We start from the raw sequence: 15,799 nt of genomic DNA, 5'->3' as shown, positions 1-15,799 counted from the left end.
GAGCACCGCAAATCGGACCCGCGGTGTGAGTTCAGCGCCCGGAGGAGGTAGCGAAGCGTGACCACGCAGGGCGTAGCGAGCACCGCAAATCGGACCCGCGGTGTGAGTTCAGCGCCCGGAGGAGGTAGCGAAGCGTGACCACGCAGGGCGTAGCGAGCACCGCAAATCGGACTAGGAGAGAACACAAATGGCAGAAGTACTTGTGCTCGTCGAGCACGCCGACGGTGCGATCAAGAAGGTCAGCACCGAACTGCTCACCGCCGCGAGCGCACTCGGTGAGCCCGCCGCCGTCGTGACCGGCCCGGCCGGTACCGGCGAGAAGCTGGCAGACGCGCTGGCCGCCGCGGGCGCAGCGAAGATCTACATCGCCGAATCCGACGATGTCGAAAACTTCCTGGTGACCCCGAAGGTCGACGTGCTCGCCGGTCTGGTCGAGTCGATTTCCCCGGCCGCCGTGATCGTCGCCGCCACCGCCGAAGGCAAGGAGGTGTCGGGCCGCCTCGCCGCGCGCATCGGCTCCGGCCTGCTCGTCGATGTCATCGACGTCAAGTCCGACGGTTCGGTCGTGCACTCCATCTTCGGTGGCGCGTTCACCGTCGATGCCAAGGCCACCGGCGACGTGCCGGTGATCTCGGTGCGTCCGGGCGCTGTCGAGGCTACCGCCGCGGCCGGTGCGGGTGAGAAGGTGACCGTCGAGGTGCCCGCGCAGGAAGAGGGCGTCGTGAAGGTGACCTCCCGCGAGCCGATCGTCGGTGGCGACCGTCCGGAGCTCACCGAGGCGGGCATCGTCGTCTCCGGTGGTCGCGGTGTCGGTTCCGCCGACAACTTCGCGGTCGTCGAGGCGCTGGCCGATTCGCTCGGCGCCGCCGTCGGCGCTTCGCGTGCCGCTGTCGACTCGGGCTACTACCCGGGCCAGTTCCAGGTCGGTCAGACCGGTAAGACGGTCTCCCCGCAGCTCTATATCGCCCTCGGCATCTCCGGCGCCATTCAGCACCGCGCCGGTATGCAGACCTCGAAGACCATCGTCGCGGTCAACAAGGACGAAGAGGCCCCGATCTTCGAGATCGCGGACTACGGCATCGTCGGCGACCTGTTCAATGTCGCCCCGCAGCTGACCGAGGCTGTGAAGACGCACAAGGGCTAGGCTCCCGCCTCTCCGATATTCAGGCGGACCGGTCGGGCGCGGTGTGAGTCGCGTTCCTGGCCCGCGGGATATCGGTTGGCTGGGTTGGCCCGTCCCTGGTGAGTTACCCCTGACTCGCCAAATCTGTTGTCGCGTAATGCGGCAACAGATTTGGCGAGTTTTGCGTTTCTGGGGAAACTCGCGGCCAGGTCGGGGTGGGATAACCTGCGGATATGGCTGTTCCTACGACTCGGATGCTGGTGCTCGCCGTGGTGCGGTTGCTGGCGCCGGTGCACGGTTACGACGTTCGGCGGGAGTTGTTGTCCTGGCGGGCGGACAATTGGGCGAATGTGAAACCGGGCTCGGTGTACGGCGCACTGAATACGTTGCAGCGCGACGGGCTCATCGCGGTGGCGGGCGTCGGACAGGATGGTGCGCGACCGGAGCGCACGACTTATCAAATGACCGCCGAGGGGGAGAAGGTCTTCGCTCAGCTGCTGCGTGACGCGCTGTGGGAGGCCGAGCAGCCGAAGCATCCGTACGCCGCGGCGGTCGCGCTGCTGCCTCAGGCCCCTCGGGACGAAGTCATCGCCGCGCTGCGCAGTCGGATCAAGAAATTCGAGGCCGAACTCGAACAGCTCGACAGGGAGGAGCGTCGCGTCATGGCCGGTAGTGGCGATCCGGCGGAGACCGAACCGCATCATGTCGCCGACGCGATCCGCTTGGCCTCCGAACATATCCGGGCCGATCTGCGCTGGTCGCAGAAAACGTTGGAGCGCATCGAAAGTGGCGCGTTGGAGATCTGGGATCGGTTCCCGACGCGGCTGGACGGTCGCAGCGCGATTATCGACTGATCAAGACTGAATAGTAAAGCTTGACTATTTAGTCGTTCGTTTCTACCGTTGTTCAGGTGGAAACGAACGACTCCGTTCGCGATCGCACCCGCACCTCGGTGATCCGGGTGCGCGGGCTGGCGCGCACGTTTGAAACCAAAACTGGCCCCGTCCAAGCGGTTACGGGCGTCGACTTCGATGTGTACGAGGGTGAGATCCTCGGTCTGCTCGGCCCCAACGGCGCGGGCAAGACCACGACGCTGCGAATGCTCAGCACCCTCATCGCCCCGACCGAGGGCGAGGCGGTCATCTCCGACGCTGATCTACGGGTCGAGCAGCGGACCGTGCGTTCGCGCATCGGCTACGTCGCCCAGGGCGGAATGACCAATGACGATGCCCTGGTCCTCGACGAATTGGTGCTGCAGGCCAGGCTTTTCGGACTGAGCAAGGCGCAGGCGACGCACAATGCCGAAGAACTACTCGTCGCGCTCGACCTGGACGGACTCGCTCGGCGTAAATGCAACCAGCTTTCCGGCGGTCAGCGCCGCCGCGTCGATATCGCGCTCGGCCTGGTGCACGGCCCGAGGCTGATCTATCTCGACGAGCCGACCAGCGGCCTGGATCCGCAGAGCCGCGCGAATCTGTGGGAACACATCCGGCGCCTGCGCGAGCGGGGCACCACGGTCGTGCTCACCACCCACTATCTGGACGAGGCAGACGCACTGTGCGATCGCCTGCTGATCATGGACCACGGCGGCATCGTCGCCGAGGGCTCGCCCGACGAACTCAAGCGCCGCATCTCCGGTGATGTGGTGAGCTTCGAAATCGATAACGTCCATGCCGATCTGGCACTCCAGGTCGCCAAGTCGGTGCTCGAGGTGCGCTCGCTGGTGTGCTCGGAGGATGCGGGTGCGGACCGCGTCGGTGCGACGCTGGTGCATCTCACCGTGGATCGCGGCGACACCGCGGTCGTACCCCTGTTGCGTGCCATGGACGAGCGCGGTCTCGTACCGGGTGCGGTCACTGTCAAACGTCCCAGCCTCGACGATGTCTTTCTCACCATTACGGGGCGTTCGCTGCGGGAGGCGAGTCACTCATGAGGTTCATGCGCGAGACCGGACTGATCTTCTGGTCGCAACTGCGGGCCAATCTGCGAAATCCGGTGTGGGTCTTGATCGGTCTGTCCCAACCGGTGCTGTATCTGGTGCTGTTCGGGCCGCTGGTCAAGGGCATCGCGCCGTCGCTCGGCGCGGATGCCGACCCGTGGAAGCTGCTCACGCCCGCGCTGGTCATTCAGACCGGGCTGTTCGGCGCCATCTATGTCGGATTCAGCATTGTGGCGGAATTGCGCGCGGGGGTGGTCGAACGGCAGCGGGTCACGCCCGCGAGCCGGGGCGCGCTGCTGACCGGACGTGTGCTCAAAGACATGGTCGTGCTGGTCGTCCAGGCGCTGGTGCTCGTCGGAGTTGCCATGGCGGCCTTCGGGGTTCGACCCGATCCGCTCGGCGTGGTGCTGTCGGTCCTGTTGATCGCGGTAATGGCAGCCGGTTTGGCGGCGGCGTCCTATGCGCTGGGGCTGTGGGCCAAATCCGAGGATGTGCTCGCCTCGGTGCTCAATAGTCTCGCGGTGCCGCTGATGCTGCTGTCCGGCATTCTGCTGCCGTTGAGTGTCGGGCCGGGCTGGTTGCGCACGATCGGGAAGGTGAATCCGTTCTCGCACACCGTCGATGCGGCCAGGGCCCTGTTCCGCGGTGACTTCGGTGCCTCCGAGGTGTACCTCGGCACCGGGCTCACGCTGGCCGTCGCGGCGGTGGCGATGATGATCGGTGCACGCGGGTTCACCCGCGAAAATGCCTGACCGATGATCCGCAGGCACACGAGATCTGTTGCCGCCATGGGCGGTGACAGATTTCAGCGGCGGTGCAGCCCCGACAGCAGCGTGGTGAGGATCGGGGAGCGGCGTGCATCGCTGCGCAAGACCGCCGAGACCGGAATCCGTAGTCGGTGCTCGGGGGCGAGGTGCAGGACGACCAGGCCCTCGGTCGGGCTGTCGGCGTAGAGCACGGTCCAGGTGTCCGGGCGATTGATCAGCTCCATGGTCGCGGTGTGGTCCGGTGGAATCGGCGGACCGAAGGTAGGGCCCGCGGCCAGATCGGCGAAGGCGGCCCGAATCACATTGTGCAGCAGGACCTGTTCCTGCTCGGGCGGGAGCAGCAGCGGATACGGGCTCAGATCCGCCAGCGTCACCTGGTCGCGTGGGGCCAGCGGGTGGGCCGCGGAGGTGGCGATCACGAGGTCCTCGATCCACAGCTTCTCGACCGCTAGACCGGGCTCGTCGACACTGCCGCGAATGAGCGCGAGATCGCAGTCGCCGTCGGCCACCGCGGTGATCCGCTGCCGGAACGGTTTGATGACGAATTCGATCTCGGCATCCGGATGCGCGGCGCGCGCTCCGGCGATCGCGGACAGGGACCGGGTTGCGAAGGACATATTGGCGGCCAGCCGGATGCGGTGACCAGAGGTGCGCACGGTGGCGCGGATGGCCGACTCCAGACTGAGCATCTGTTTAGCCAAGGGAAGTAGCCGCATGGTCGCGTCAGTCGGCACAACGGCCCTGGTAGAGCGCTCGAACAAGGTTACGCCGAGATCACGCTCGAGCCGGGCGATCTGATGGCTGATCGCCGATTGGGAGATGTAACAGCGGGCCGCGGCCCTGCTGAAACTCAGCTCCTCGCACACCGCGACGAAGTAGGTGAGCTGGCGAAGCTCCACTTGATCTCCATTCATGAGCAATCCAGATAAGAGTCATATCTATTATGCGCCTGAACACCTGAAATATCTGCGGATCGAATTACGGTTGGTAATGAGAGAAGGAGGCTGTCATGGAACACGCAGATGTTGTCATCGTTGGATCGGGATTCGGGGGGCTTGCCGCCGCTAAGCAGTTGGCCAAATCGGGCATCAATTACGTTCTTATCTCGAGCACTCCGGAGCATCTCTTCCAGCCGTTGCTCTACCAGGTCGCGACAGGTGTGCTGGCCTCGGACGAGATCGCCCCGCCGATCGCCTCGGTGCTGCGCAGGCATAAGGAGGCCGACGTCCGGCTCGGCAAGGTCGTCGCCATCGACGCCGACAACGCGGTGCTCACCTACGAGCACGATGGAGCTCGCACACAGATCCGCTATGGCTCGCTGATCGCAGCCACCGGCGCCTCGCAGTCGTACTTCGGCCGCGACGATTTCGCCGATAAGACGTTCTCGCTCAAGACCATCGACGATGCGAAGTTGCTGCGCGCACAGATCGAGCGGGTCTTCACCGAGGCCAAGGACGCGGATGCGCAGACCCGCAAGCGACTGCTGAGCTTCGTGGTGGTCGGCGCGGGCGCGACCGGTGTCGAGGTTGCCGGTCAGCTGAAGGAACTCGCGAAACGGCATTACCACCAAGAGGTTTCGGTGACCCTGGTCGAGGGTGCGGGCGAGGTGCTGCCGCCCTTCGGTGGCGGACTCTCGGAATATGCGAAGGCATCGCTGACCAAGAGTGGCGTTGAGGTGCTGCTGGGCACCTTCGTGACCGATATCGAATACGGCAAGGTGACCGTCAAGGATAAGCAGGGCATCGAGCGCCGGATCGCGGCCGAGACGGTGGTCTGGTCCGCCGGTGTGCAGGCCGGCGGGTTCGCGCAGCTCCTGGCCGAGGCTACCGGCTGCGAAACCGACCGGGCCGGAAGGCTTTTGATCAATCCGGACCTGACCGTCGGCGGCCACGCCGACATCTACGCGATCGGCGATATGACCTCGCTCAACGGCTATCCGGGCCAGTCGCCGGTCGCCATGCAGGAGGGCAGGCACGCCGCCGACATCATTCGCCGTAAGAAGCTCCCCGCCACCCCGTTCAAGTACTGGGACAAGGGCAGCATGGCGGTGATCAGCCGGTTCAGCGCGGTGGTGAAACTCAATGAGCACATCACCTTCCGAGGTGTCATCGCCTGGACCATGTGGCTCGCGGTGCACCTGCTGTACCTGGTCGGGTTCCGCAATCGTTTCGCCGCAGTGGCCTCGTGGCTCGTCGCCTTCATCGGTACGGGTCGCCCGGGTTTCGACGAGGTGGAGCAGACACCGGACGTGGTCGGTCTGCCAGCGCGCGACGCGGCCTGAGCGCCGCGGTAGCGCAGCGTGGCCGAGGACACAGAATGGCCCTCGACCAGGTAAAAGGCGGCGAAAGCGATGCGGTAATCAGAACGATGCGCGACAGTTCGGTGAACGCTCGGTGTGACCATCATCTCGTTCACCGAACCGGCATCGTGGCGACACTTCGAGGTTGCTCCGGCGCAGTTTCTGGCTGGCTTCATCACGGATATGACTATTTCGTCCGTGTTGACAGCCCCGGCTCGATCGACGGACTCCGGGGAGGAACGGTCGCGCTACTCGCTGGTCGTTTCTTCCGATTCGGAGCACCGCCTGGCCGCGCAGCGGCTGCGCTACGGCGTCTTCGCCAGCGAGCCCGGCTTTCAGATCCCCGATAACGGAACCGGTCTCGACGCGGACCGGTTCGACGATTACTGCGACCACCTGCTGGTCCGCGACGACCGGTCCGAGGAATTCGTCGGCTGCTACCGAATGCTGCCGCCGGACAAGGTGATCGCGGCGGGCGGCTACTACACCGCCACGGAATTCGATCTGTCCCAACTGGATCCGGAGGGCAACCGGATCGTGGAGATGGGCCGCGCCTGCGTGGTCCCCGACCATCGCAACGGTTCGGTGCTGACGCTGATGTGGGCGGGCATCCTGCACTACATCCAGCTCACCGGATACGAGTGGGTGATGGGCTGCGTATCGGTGCCGATGCAGGACACCCCCGCCGACCCGCCAGGAGGGAACGTGCGCGGCGTGCGGGACATGCTGCTCGGCCGACACGGATCCGATCCGGAGCGGCGCGTGCATCCGCACAACCCGGTGGTCGTCGACGGACTGACTCTGGATGAGATGACCCCACCCGCGCGCCCGAAGCTCCCGCCGCTGCTGCGCGGTTACCTACGCCTGGGCGCGGAGATCTGCGGTGAACCGGCGCACGATCCGGATTTCGCGGTCGCCGACTTCGTCGCGCTGCTGGGTCTGGACACGATCAATACCCGCTACCTCAACCGATTACAGGACGCCGCCAACGCACTCGACGGGGGACGGTGAGGTAGATGGTGTTCGACGCGCCGCCCGCACAGAGCACCGCGCACGCGTGGATGCCGTCGAGCCCGTGCGGGCCCGGCTGCATCGATCCGGTCGACGAGATCGGCACCGCACGGGTTGTCGGCCGTCTGCTCGGCGCGGCCGGGCTGCTGGTCAGCTTTCCGATCGTCAACGTCGTCACGCCGCGCGGCATGCGCGAACACCTGCGGCGGCGTTATGCGCGAACCGTGCTGAGCTGTTTGGGGATTCGGCTGCGCATTGTCGATAACCGGGTGGGGTGCAGCGCCGATGCGGACCGATCCGCTGCTGCCGAGTCGAGGCAGGCGCGTTTCGCCGAACCCGGCAAGGGACTGCTGATCGTCGCCGGTCATATCGGTTGGACCGATGTGGTCGTGCTGGCCGCGGTGCAGCCGCTCGGATTCGTGGCCCGCGCCGATATGCTCGATTGGCCGCTGCTCGGCGGTCTGGCGAAGCTGATGCGGGTCATTCCGATCGAACGCGAACGTCTGCGCGAACTACCCGACGTGGTGGCGAGTCTCGGTGACCGCTTGGCTTCGGGGGATCGGATCGCGATCTTCCCCGAGGGCACCACATGGTGCGGCCGCGCCTACGGGACTATGCGGCCCGCGCTCTTCCAGGCGGCGGTGGATACCGGAACATCGGTGCAGCCGGTGCGGCTGCGGTATCTGGACTCACACGGCACTCAGTCGACCATTCCCGGATTCGTCGGTGACGACAGCTTCGGCACCTCGGCGAAGCGGGTCCTGCGCTCGCGCGGCATGGTGGCCGAGGTGGTGCTCGAGCCGGTGGAGTATCCCGGACTCGATCGTCGTGATCTGGCTCGTCGGTGTGAACAAGCGGTGCGCGGTGCCGATCTGTCGCGCCACGGGGCCATCGAGGCCTCGGATTGGATCGAGGCGACGGCGACCCGGGTACAGGATCCGGAGTCGGCCGATGCGCAGCCGCAACGGCCGTCGCGGCGGTTGCGACCGTTCCGACGCAGGGGCGCAGGCCACCAGGTTGCGGTATCGACAGACTGATCGAAGGCACGGTCATGGGGCCGACCGGGCGATTGCCCGGTCGGCCTCCGCCGGTTCAGCGCAGCGGCCGCGAAATCGCATGCGGTGGCTGCGGGATTGCTGGCCGGGGTGTCCTCGGGTCGGGTACGTTGAGCCAAGGCGAGTACGGCGATGCCCCCGCACAGGCGGATTCATTGCGTGAGCGAACTCGGCGGGCGATCGGCGGCACCTTCCCAGAGGGAGCGGCGCGATGGATCTCAATACGATCACCGATATCGTTCGGCGTCCTTCTCAGCGACCGGGCGCGGGCTGGCGCGACGGCGACGCGTGGCTGGCCGGGGGGACGTGGTTGTTCTCGACCGAGCAGCCGGAGCTGCGCCGTCTGATCGATATCACCGGACTCGGTTGGGACAGCCTGGTGCCGAGCCACTCGGGACTCGAGATCGGCGCGACATGCACCATCCGTGAGCTGAACGCCTTTGCGCCGCCGAGTGATTGGCCCGCCGGGACGCTGTTCACCACATGCTGCGATGCGTTCCTGTCCTCGTTCAAGGTCTGGAATGCGGCGACGGTCGGCGGCAATATCTGCATGTCGCTGCCAGCGGGGCCGATGATCACCCTGACGGTCGCGCTAGCAGCCACATACACCGCGTGGGCCGCCGACGGATCCGAACGCACCATCGATGCCGCCGACTTCGTCATCGGGGACCACCGAAACGTCCTCGGCCCCGGCGAGATACTGCGCCGCATCGATATCCCGGTCACCGCACTTCGCAAGCGGTGTACGCATCGTCGCTTCACCCTGACGCGCCTGGGCCGCTCGACGCTGTTCCTGATCGCCACCCAGTCGCCGCAGACCACGGACCTGCAGCTCACCATCACCGCGGGCACCACCCGCCCGGTGCGCTTGGCGTTCGACAGCATGCCCGACGCCGAGACGATGCGCGAGCGCATCGACGCCATCCCCGAAGACCTGTGGTTCAGCGATCCGAACGGCACGCCCGACCATCGTCACCACCTGGCCAGATACTTCGCCGAGGAGATCCGCGTCGAGCTCACCGAAGGCGGTCGGCCGTGACGTACACCGTGAACGAAAGCACCTTCGACGATGAGCCGAATCCGGGTCAATGCCTGCGCACATTCCTGCGCTCACTCGGCTTGCACGGTGTCAAGAAGGGATGCGACGCGGGCGATTGTGGCGCGTGCACGGTATGGCTGGACGGTGAGCCCGTGCACAGCTGCATCACACCCGCATTCCGTGCCGAGGGGCATGCGGTCACCACCATCGAGGGTCTGGGTTCGCCCGAGGATATGCACCCGATGCAGCGGCAGTTCCGCGACGCTCCCGGCTTCCAATGCGGCTTCTGCACCGCTGGCATGATCATGACCGCGGTGGCGCTCACCGACGCCCAGCTGCAAGACCTGTCGCGCGCGTTGAAGGGCAACCTCTGCCGCTGCACCGGCTACCGGGCGATCGAAGATGCGGTGCACGGTGTCGCCGAGATCGAAGTCGCCCAGCCGGGCCGAGTCGTCGGGACCAGCGTCGGCGCTCCGGCGGGGACCGAGGTGGTGACCGGTCGCGCCGAATTCACCATGGACACCGCGATCGACGCCATGTTGCACCTGAAGGTGCTGCGCTCTCCGCACGCCCACGCCCGCATCGTGTCTATCGATAAGACCGCGGCGCTCGCGGTTCGGGGTGTGCATCGCGTCTACGCCTGGGAAGATGTGCCGCGCAAGCACTTCACGACCGCCATCCACACCGATCACCTCGTCGATCCCAGCGACACCTACATCCTCGACGACGTGGTGCGCTTCGTCGGTCAACGTGTGGTCGCGGTGCTGGCCGACACCGTCGGGGCCGCCGAGGAGGGCTGCCGCAAGGTAGTCGTCGAATACGAGGTGCTGCCGGCGGTTTTCGATCCGGAAGCGGCCATGGCCGACGGTGCTCCCCAATTGCACGGTTCGCACGACCCGTTCGTGCGCGATCCCGAGCACAACATCCTGCTCGAGATCCACGGGGATATCGGTGATGTCGAGGCGGGCTTCGCCGAGGCCGATGTGATCCACGAGGGCACCTACCACTCGCCGCCCGTGCAGCATGCGCATCTCGAGACACACGGATCGATCGCGTGGATCGAGGACGCTCGCCTGCACGTTCGCACCAGCTCCCAGTCGCCCTCCATCGCCAAGAACAAGCTCGGCTATCTGTTCGACCTGCGACCCGATCAGCTGCGCGTGTTCTGTAAGCGGGTCGGCGGTGCGTTCGGCGGTAAGCAGGAGGTCATCACCGAGGATTTGGTTGCCCTGGCCGCATTGGATACGGGGCGGCCGGTCTGTTTCGAGTTCACGCGCGAGGAGGAGTTCACGACAGCCTCACCAAGGCATCCGATGTCGCTGACGGTGAAGCTCGGCGCACGGGCCGACGGCACGCTCACCGCGATCCAGGTCCGGAATGTGTCGAATACCGGCGCCTACGGCAACCACGGCGGCGAGACGCTGTTCGCCGGTGGCACGGCCGTCGCGACCTACCGCTGCCCCAACAAGAAGTTCGACGCATATTCGGTCTATACCAACAACGTGCCCGGTGGCGCGCTGCGCGGCTACGGCATGACCCAGCCCGCATTCGCGATGGAGTCGGCCATGCATGAGCTGGCGGTCGCGCTCGATATGGATCCGCTCGAGCTGCGGCGGCGCAATATCGTGCGCCCTGGTGATGCTCTCGTCGCATTCGACGACGCCCCGGATGATGTCATGTTTCGCGAGGACGGCCTCATCAAATGCATCGATCTCGTCGATGACGCGTTGCGGCACAACACCGTCGAGCCGCCACCGGGAGACGAGTGGCTCATCGGTACCGGCGCCGCCAGCTCGCTGCACGAGACCGCGCCCCCGACCGACCACCTCTCCGAGGCCTGGCTGACTCTCGGTGACGACGGTATTTATGAGCTCGCCGTCGGCACCGTCGAATTCGGCGAGGGCACCTCGACCGCCCATGTGCAGATCGCGGCCGACCGGCTCGGCACGACGCCGGCACGGGTTCGCCTCGTCCAATCCGATACCGACCGAACGGGTTTCGACACCGGCGCGTTCGCCAGCGCGGGTTTGTTCGTCGCCGGGAACGCGGTGCTGCGGGCGGCCGAGGCTTTGCGCGATCGCATGCTGTACTTGGCGGCCGAATATGCGCGGGTCGATATCGCTTCGTGTGCGATGGCCGACACCGGGGTCGTCTGCGGGGACAGCCACGTATCGCTGTCGGAGCTGATCGAGGTGGCGCGCCGCCGCGGTATCCGATTGACCGAGGCACGCAAGGCTTTCGGGTCGCCGCGCAGTGTCATCTTCAATACCCACGGCTTCCGGATCGCGGTGCACCGGATGACTGGTGAGATCCGCATCCTTTACAGCGTGCACGCCACCGACGCCGGGGTCCTCATCAACCCGGCGCAGGTGCGGGGCCAGATCGAGGGTGGCGTCGCACAGGGCATCGGCTTCGTGCTGACCGAGAACTTCCACGTCGACGCGGACGGCGCGATGGTCAACCCGAACCTGCGCAACTACCGCATCCCGACCTACGCCGATATTCCCCGCACCGAAGTACTGACGGTCGACTCGGCCGATTCCGTCGGGGCGATGCACTCGAAAGGCATTGCCGAGTGCTGCATCAACCCGGTGGCGCCCGCGCTGGCCAATGCGCTGGAGGATGCGACCGGCATACGCTTCCGCGCGCTGCCGCTCACACCCGAGCGCATCTACCGGCGACTCACACCGGTTCCGGCTCGAAAGCCGTGAGGAGGCTGCGATGGGAGCCGGGAAACTCACCGACAGCGCGGCGACGGTCATCATCGGCCAGCAGGTGCGCCCGGGTTTCGAGAAGGCCTTCAAGTCCTGGCAGGAGGACCTGAACGCCGCGGCATCGGGCTATCCGGGATTCGTCGGCGCCGAGATCGCCGCCCCCACCGCGGTGCAGTCCGAATGGGTCGTGGTCTACCGCTTCGACTCCGTCGGTCATCTACAGGACTGGATAAACAGCGCCACCCGTCAGGAATTCCTGGACAGTGGGCAGCAATACTTCGACGGCCCCGCCACGCAGCAGGTGATCAGCGGCGGCACGCGACCCGTGGATCCGCTCGTGACCGTGGTGGTGACCCATCGTGTGGCTCCCGAGAGCGTCGCGGATTTCCTTGCGTGGCAAGCGGATCTGAGCCGGGAGGAGGCGAAATTCGAAGGCTTCCGCGGCACCGAGCTCTTCCGCCCCATCGAGGGTGTGCAGGACGAGTGGACGGCGCTCTACCGCTTCGATACCGCGGCGAATCTGGCCACGTGGCTCACCTCGAAGCGGCGTGAGGAGCTCCTCGCCGAGGGCGCGAAGTTCAGCGACTTCGAGTTGCGCACCATCGATAGCTCGTTCGGCAGCTGGTTCGCCTTCGACGAGAACCGCAACGAGACTCCGTCGGATACCAAGACCGCGATCGCGGTATGGGTGGGCCTCTACCCCACCGTGGTGCTGCTCACCCTCGCCCTGTCGCCGTTGCGGATGCCGCTGTGGCTGGGGTTGCTGATCGGCAACCTGCTGTCCAGTTTCGTGATGAGCTACGTCACGATGCCGTACTACGTGAATCGCTTGCTGAGGCGGTGGCTGCGCCCGCCCCCGGATACACCAGCGGCGAAGACGAACATCCAGGGCATCGCCATCGTCGTCGCCGTCATGCTGACCTGGGTCGTCCTCTTCTACGTGGCGACGACCAAGCTCTGGTCGCTGCCCTGACGGCCACCCAGCGGTACGGGCCCCGTGGGTTCGGGAATTGTGCTCGAGAGCTTCGGCGTCAGGGTCGTGGCATGCGAGTCGGCCGCTCGCCCGGATTCGCCGTGGGATCGGGCGCTGACCATCGGGGATGCGCCGGGCGGGGAATATCGAAAGGTGGTCGGCGGGTTGCGCATCGTGGGTGAGTCGTGGACAAATCGGCGAAAGCGGCGGGATACCCCGAAGATGTGCAGGTCAACGGTGGGATAGGCTTTGACGGTCATGAAGTCGGCTTTTGCGGGTTCGGTCCATGGGGCGCCCCAGACGGTCTACCTCGATCATGCGGCGACCACTCCGATGGTGCCTACCGCAATCGAGGCGATGACGGCCGCGCTCGCGATGACGGGCAATGCCTCGTCACTGCACGGTTCCGGGCGTGCGGCCCGGCGGATGCTGGAGGAGGCGCGCGAGTCGATCGCCGCCGATCTGGGCGCCCGGCCATCGGAGGTGATATTCACCTCGGGCGGGACCGAGAGCGACAATCTGGCGATCAAGGGCATCTACTGGGCTCGTCGCGATGCCGAACCGCGCCGCACCAGGATTATCGCGGGTTCGACCGAACATCATGCCGTCATCGACGCCGTCGAGTGGCTGGAGCAGCACGACGGCGCGCAGGTGACCTGGCTGCCGGTCGACTCCGACGGTGTTGTGTCGCCGCGGGTGCTGCGCGCGGCGCTGGCCGAATATGTCGACGAGGTCGCGCTGGTGAGCATCATGTGGGCCAATAACGAGGTCGGTACCATTGCGCCGATCGTCGAATTAGCCGCGGTGGCACAGGAATTCGGCGTTCCTATGCACAGCGACGCGATCCAGGCCGCCGCGCAGCTGCCGATCGATTTCGCGGCGAGTGGGCTTTCGGCGGCGAGCTTCGCCGGGCACAAGGTCGGTGGACCGCATGGTGTCGGCGTGCTGCTGCTCGGTAGGCAGGTGCCGTGTGTGCCACTGATGCACGGCGGCGGGCACGAGCGCGATCTGCGTTCCGGAACCTCGGATACCGCCGCGGCCGTCGGGCTCGCCACCGCGCTGAACTACACCGTGACCGAGTTCCCGACGCGGACAACGGAATTGATCGCGCTGCGAGACGAGTTGATCAAGGGCATCCGCGATACCGTTCCGGATGCGGTGCTGAGCGGTCCGGCCGGTGAGCGACGCCTGCCGGGCAATGTGCACTTCACTTTCCCCGGCTGCGAAGGGGATTCGCTGCTGATGCTGCTGGACGCGGCCGGGATCGAATGCTCTACCGGGTCGGCCTGCAACGCGGGTGTGGCCACCCCGAGTCATGTACTGATCGCCATGGGCGTGCAGCCGTGGCAGGCGCGCGGATCACTGCGATTTTCATTGGGGCACACCTCGACTCGCGCCGATGTGGACGCGGTGCTGAATGTCTTGCCCCAGATTGTGGAAAGGGCCAGGGCCGCGGGTCTGGCCGGTGCGAAGGGAGGTGTCTGATGCGGATACTCGCCGCGATGAGTGGTGGTGTGGATTCGGCTGTGGCGGCGGCACGTGCCGTCGACGCTGGTCATGAGGTGGTCGGCGTACATCTGGCGCTGTCCGCGACACCGGGCACGCTGCGCACCGGTTCGCGCGGTTGCTGCTCGAAAGAGGATGCGGGCGACGCCCGGCGGGCCGCCGACGTGCTCGGAATCCCCTTCTATGTCTGGGATTTCGCGGACCGCTTCAAAGAAGACGTGATCGACGATTTCGTCGCCGCCTACGCCGCGGGTGAAACGCCGAATCCCTGCCTGCGCTGCAACGAGAAGATCAAGTTCTCCGCCCTCGCCGACCGCGCGGTGGCACTCGGCTTCGATGCCGTGGTCACCGGCCATTACGCGCAGCTCGAGGACGGTGTGCTGCGCCGTGCCGTCGATGCCGACAAGGACCAGTCCTATGTGCTCGCGGTGCTGACCGCGCAGCAGCTGTCGCGGGCCATGTTCCCGGTGGGTGACACCCCGAAGCCGCAGATCCGCGCCGAGGCCGCCGAGCGTGGGCTCGCGGTGGCGAATAAGCCCGACAGCCATGACATCTGCTTCATCCCGTCCGGTGATACCCGGGCCTTCCTCGGCGCGAAGATCGGCATCCGGCCCGGTGCGGTCGTCGATGCAGACGGGCAGGTGCTCGCGAATCACGAAGGCGTGCACGGGTTCACGATCGGTCAGCGCAAAGGGCTCGGACTGCCGGGTCCGGCCGCCGATGGTAAGCCGCGCTATGTCACCGAGATCGATCCCGACTCGGGCACCGTGCGCGTCGGCTCGGCCGAGGATCTGCAGGTGTGGACCGTCCAGGCCGAGCGCGCCATCTGGACTTCCGGTGCGGCGCCCGAGGGGCCGATCGAGTGCGTGGCGCAAGTGCGCGCGCACGGCGGTACCGCACCTGCCGTTGCCGAAGCCGTCGGCGACGGGTTGATTGTGCGTCTGCGCGAGCCGCTGACCGGTGTGGCCCGCGGCCAGGCCGTCGTGCTGTATCGCCCGGATGCGTTGGGAGACCAGGTGATCGGCAGTGGCACTATCACCGACACCGCGCGCGATGCGTCGGATTCTGTGAGTAGCGCGGGCACGAGCACAAGGCAGTGAGTGCCGCCGACATCGGGCGGCGCGGCAAGCGAGATCGCTTCGTCCCGGCGCAGACCGGGATCCACCACGCAATGGGGTGCATACCCCGCTTAGGGGCAACGCAGTGAGTGAGCGTCAGCGAGTGAGCCATCGACACAGCGCGCAGTCGCGCACGACGGAGCCGAGTGCCAGCGAGGTGCAGTCGTGAGTGAGCGTCAGCGAGTGAGCCATCGACACAGCGCGCAGTCGCGCACGACGGAGCCGAGTGCCAGCGAGGCGCAGTCGTGAGTGAGC

At 66.2% G+C, this 15,799-nt stretch carries 13 protein-coding genes; 12 read left to right on the top strand and 1 reads right to left on the bottom strand.

Annotation, left to right across the window (positions count from 1 at the left end; all coding sequences use genetic code 11):
* Nucleotides 1-187: 187 nt before the first annotated feature.
* The 4 genes from ACIBJI_RS36150 to ACIBJI_RS36135 all read left to right on the top strand — a co-directional run bounded on the left by ACIBJI_RS36150 (nt 188) and on the right by ACIBJI_RS36135 (nt 3,814).
* Entirely contained in the window at nt 188-1,144 is a 957-nt protein-coding gene (locus ACIBJI_RS36150) for an electron transfer flavoprotein subunit alpha/FixB family protein (protein WP_364359641.1), read from the top strand.
* A gap of 212 nt (nt 1,145-1,356) precedes the next feature.
* The gene (locus ACIBJI_RS36145) at nt 1,357-1,977 is read left to right on the top strand and encodes a PadR family transcriptional regulator (RefSeq protein WP_364359638.1); all 621 of its coding nucleotides are present in this window, start codon (nt 1,357-1,359) and stop codon (nt 1,975-1,977) included.
* A gap of 56 nt (nt 1,978-2,033) precedes the next feature.
* Nucleotides 2,034-3,056: an ATP-binding cassette domain-containing protein gene (locus ACIBJI_RS36140; RefSeq protein ID WP_364359635.1), complete on the top strand. Its 1,023-nt coding sequence runs from the start codon at nt 2,034-2,036 to the stop codon at nt 3,054-3,056.
* Nucleotides 3,053-3,814 (top strand): ABC transporter permease, encoded by a 762-nt coding sequence (locus ACIBJI_RS36135; protein WP_364359632.1) that lies wholly within the window; start codon nt 3,053-3,055, stop codon nt 3,812-3,814. Before ACIBJI_RS36140 ends, ACIBJI_RS36135 begins: the two co-directional genes overlap by 4 nt.
* A gap of 53 nt (nt 3,815-3,867) precedes the next feature.
* On the opposite strand, the gene ACIBJI_RS36130 is transcribed toward ACIBJI_RS36135, so the two are convergent.
* Nucleotides 3,868-4,728 carry a LysR family transcriptional regulator gene (locus tag ACIBJI_RS36130; protein ID WP_364359629.1) on the bottom strand — a complete coding sequence of 287 codons (861 nt, stop codon included), beginning with the start codon at nt 4,726-4,728 and terminating at the stop codon, nt 3,868-3,870.
* 110 nt (nt 4,729-4,838) lie between these two features.
* On the opposite strand from ACIBJI_RS36130, the gene ACIBJI_RS36125 reads away from it, so the two are divergent.
* The 8 genes from ACIBJI_RS36125 (at nt 4,839) to mnmA (ending at nt 15,526) form a co-directional block, all read left to right on the top strand.
* A complete protein-coding gene (locus ACIBJI_RS36125) occupies nt 4,839-6,110 on the top strand; it encodes an NAD(P)/FAD-dependent oxidoreductase (protein ID WP_364359626.1) in 1,272 nt (423 codons plus the stop codon).
* A 201-nt stretch (nt 6,111-6,311) separates the two neighbouring features.
* The gene (locus ACIBJI_RS36120; protein WP_364359623.1) at nt 6,312-7,139 is read left to right on the top strand and encodes a GNAT family N-acyltransferase; all 828 of its coding nucleotides are present in this window, start codon (nt 6,312-6,314) and stop codon (nt 7,137-7,139) included.
* Nucleotides 7,140-7,144: 5 nt separating this feature from the next.
* Entirely contained in the window at nt 7,145-8,176 is a 1,032-nt protein-coding gene (locus tag ACIBJI_RS36115) for a lysophospholipid acyltransferase family protein (RefSeq protein ID WP_396956288.1), read from the top strand.
* 229 nt (nt 8,177-8,405) lie between these two features.
* The gene (locus ACIBJI_RS36110; RefSeq protein ID WP_364359617.1) at nt 8,406-9,233 is read left to right on the top strand and encodes an FAD binding domain-containing protein; all 828 of its coding nucleotides are present in this window, start codon (nt 8,406-8,408) and stop codon (nt 9,231-9,233) included.
* Entirely contained in the window at nt 9,230-11,944 is a 2,715-nt protein-coding gene (locus ACIBJI_RS36105) for a molybdopterin-dependent oxidoreductase (protein WP_364359614.1), read from the top strand. Before ACIBJI_RS36110 ends, ACIBJI_RS36105 begins: the two co-directional genes overlap by 4 nt.
* 10 nt (nt 11,945-11,954) lie before the next feature.
* The gene (locus tag ACIBJI_RS36100; RefSeq protein ID WP_364359611.1) at nt 11,955-12,920 is read left to right on the top strand and encodes an antibiotic biosynthesis monooxygenase; all 966 of its coding nucleotides are present in this window, start codon (nt 11,955-11,957) and stop codon (nt 12,918-12,920) included.
* A gap of 258 nt (nt 12,921-13,178) precedes the next feature.
* A complete protein-coding gene (locus ACIBJI_RS36095) occupies nt 13,179-14,405 on the top strand; it encodes a cysteine desulfurase family protein (RefSeq protein WP_364359608.1) in 1,227 nt (408 codons plus the stop codon).
* Nucleotides 14,405-15,526, top strand: coding sequence for a tRNA 2-thiouridine(34) synthase MnmA (gene mnmA, locus ACIBJI_RS36090; RefSeq protein WP_397087783.1), 1,122 nt, complete (start codon nt 14,405-14,407; stop codon nt 15,524-15,526). The genes ACIBJI_RS36095 and mnmA overlap by 1 nt, the downstream gene beginning before the upstream one ends.
* Nucleotides 15,527-15,799 lie beyond the last annotated feature (273 nt).

The sequence above is a fragment of the Nocardia sp. NPDC050408 genome (assembly GCF_044458905.1).
Classification (GTDB): Bacteria; Actinomycetota; Actinomycetes; order Mycobacteriales; family Mycobacteriaceae; genus Nocardia.
The sequence above is the reverse complement of the archived record's forward strand: the minus strand, read 5'-3'. Positions and strand labels throughout refer to the sequence as shown.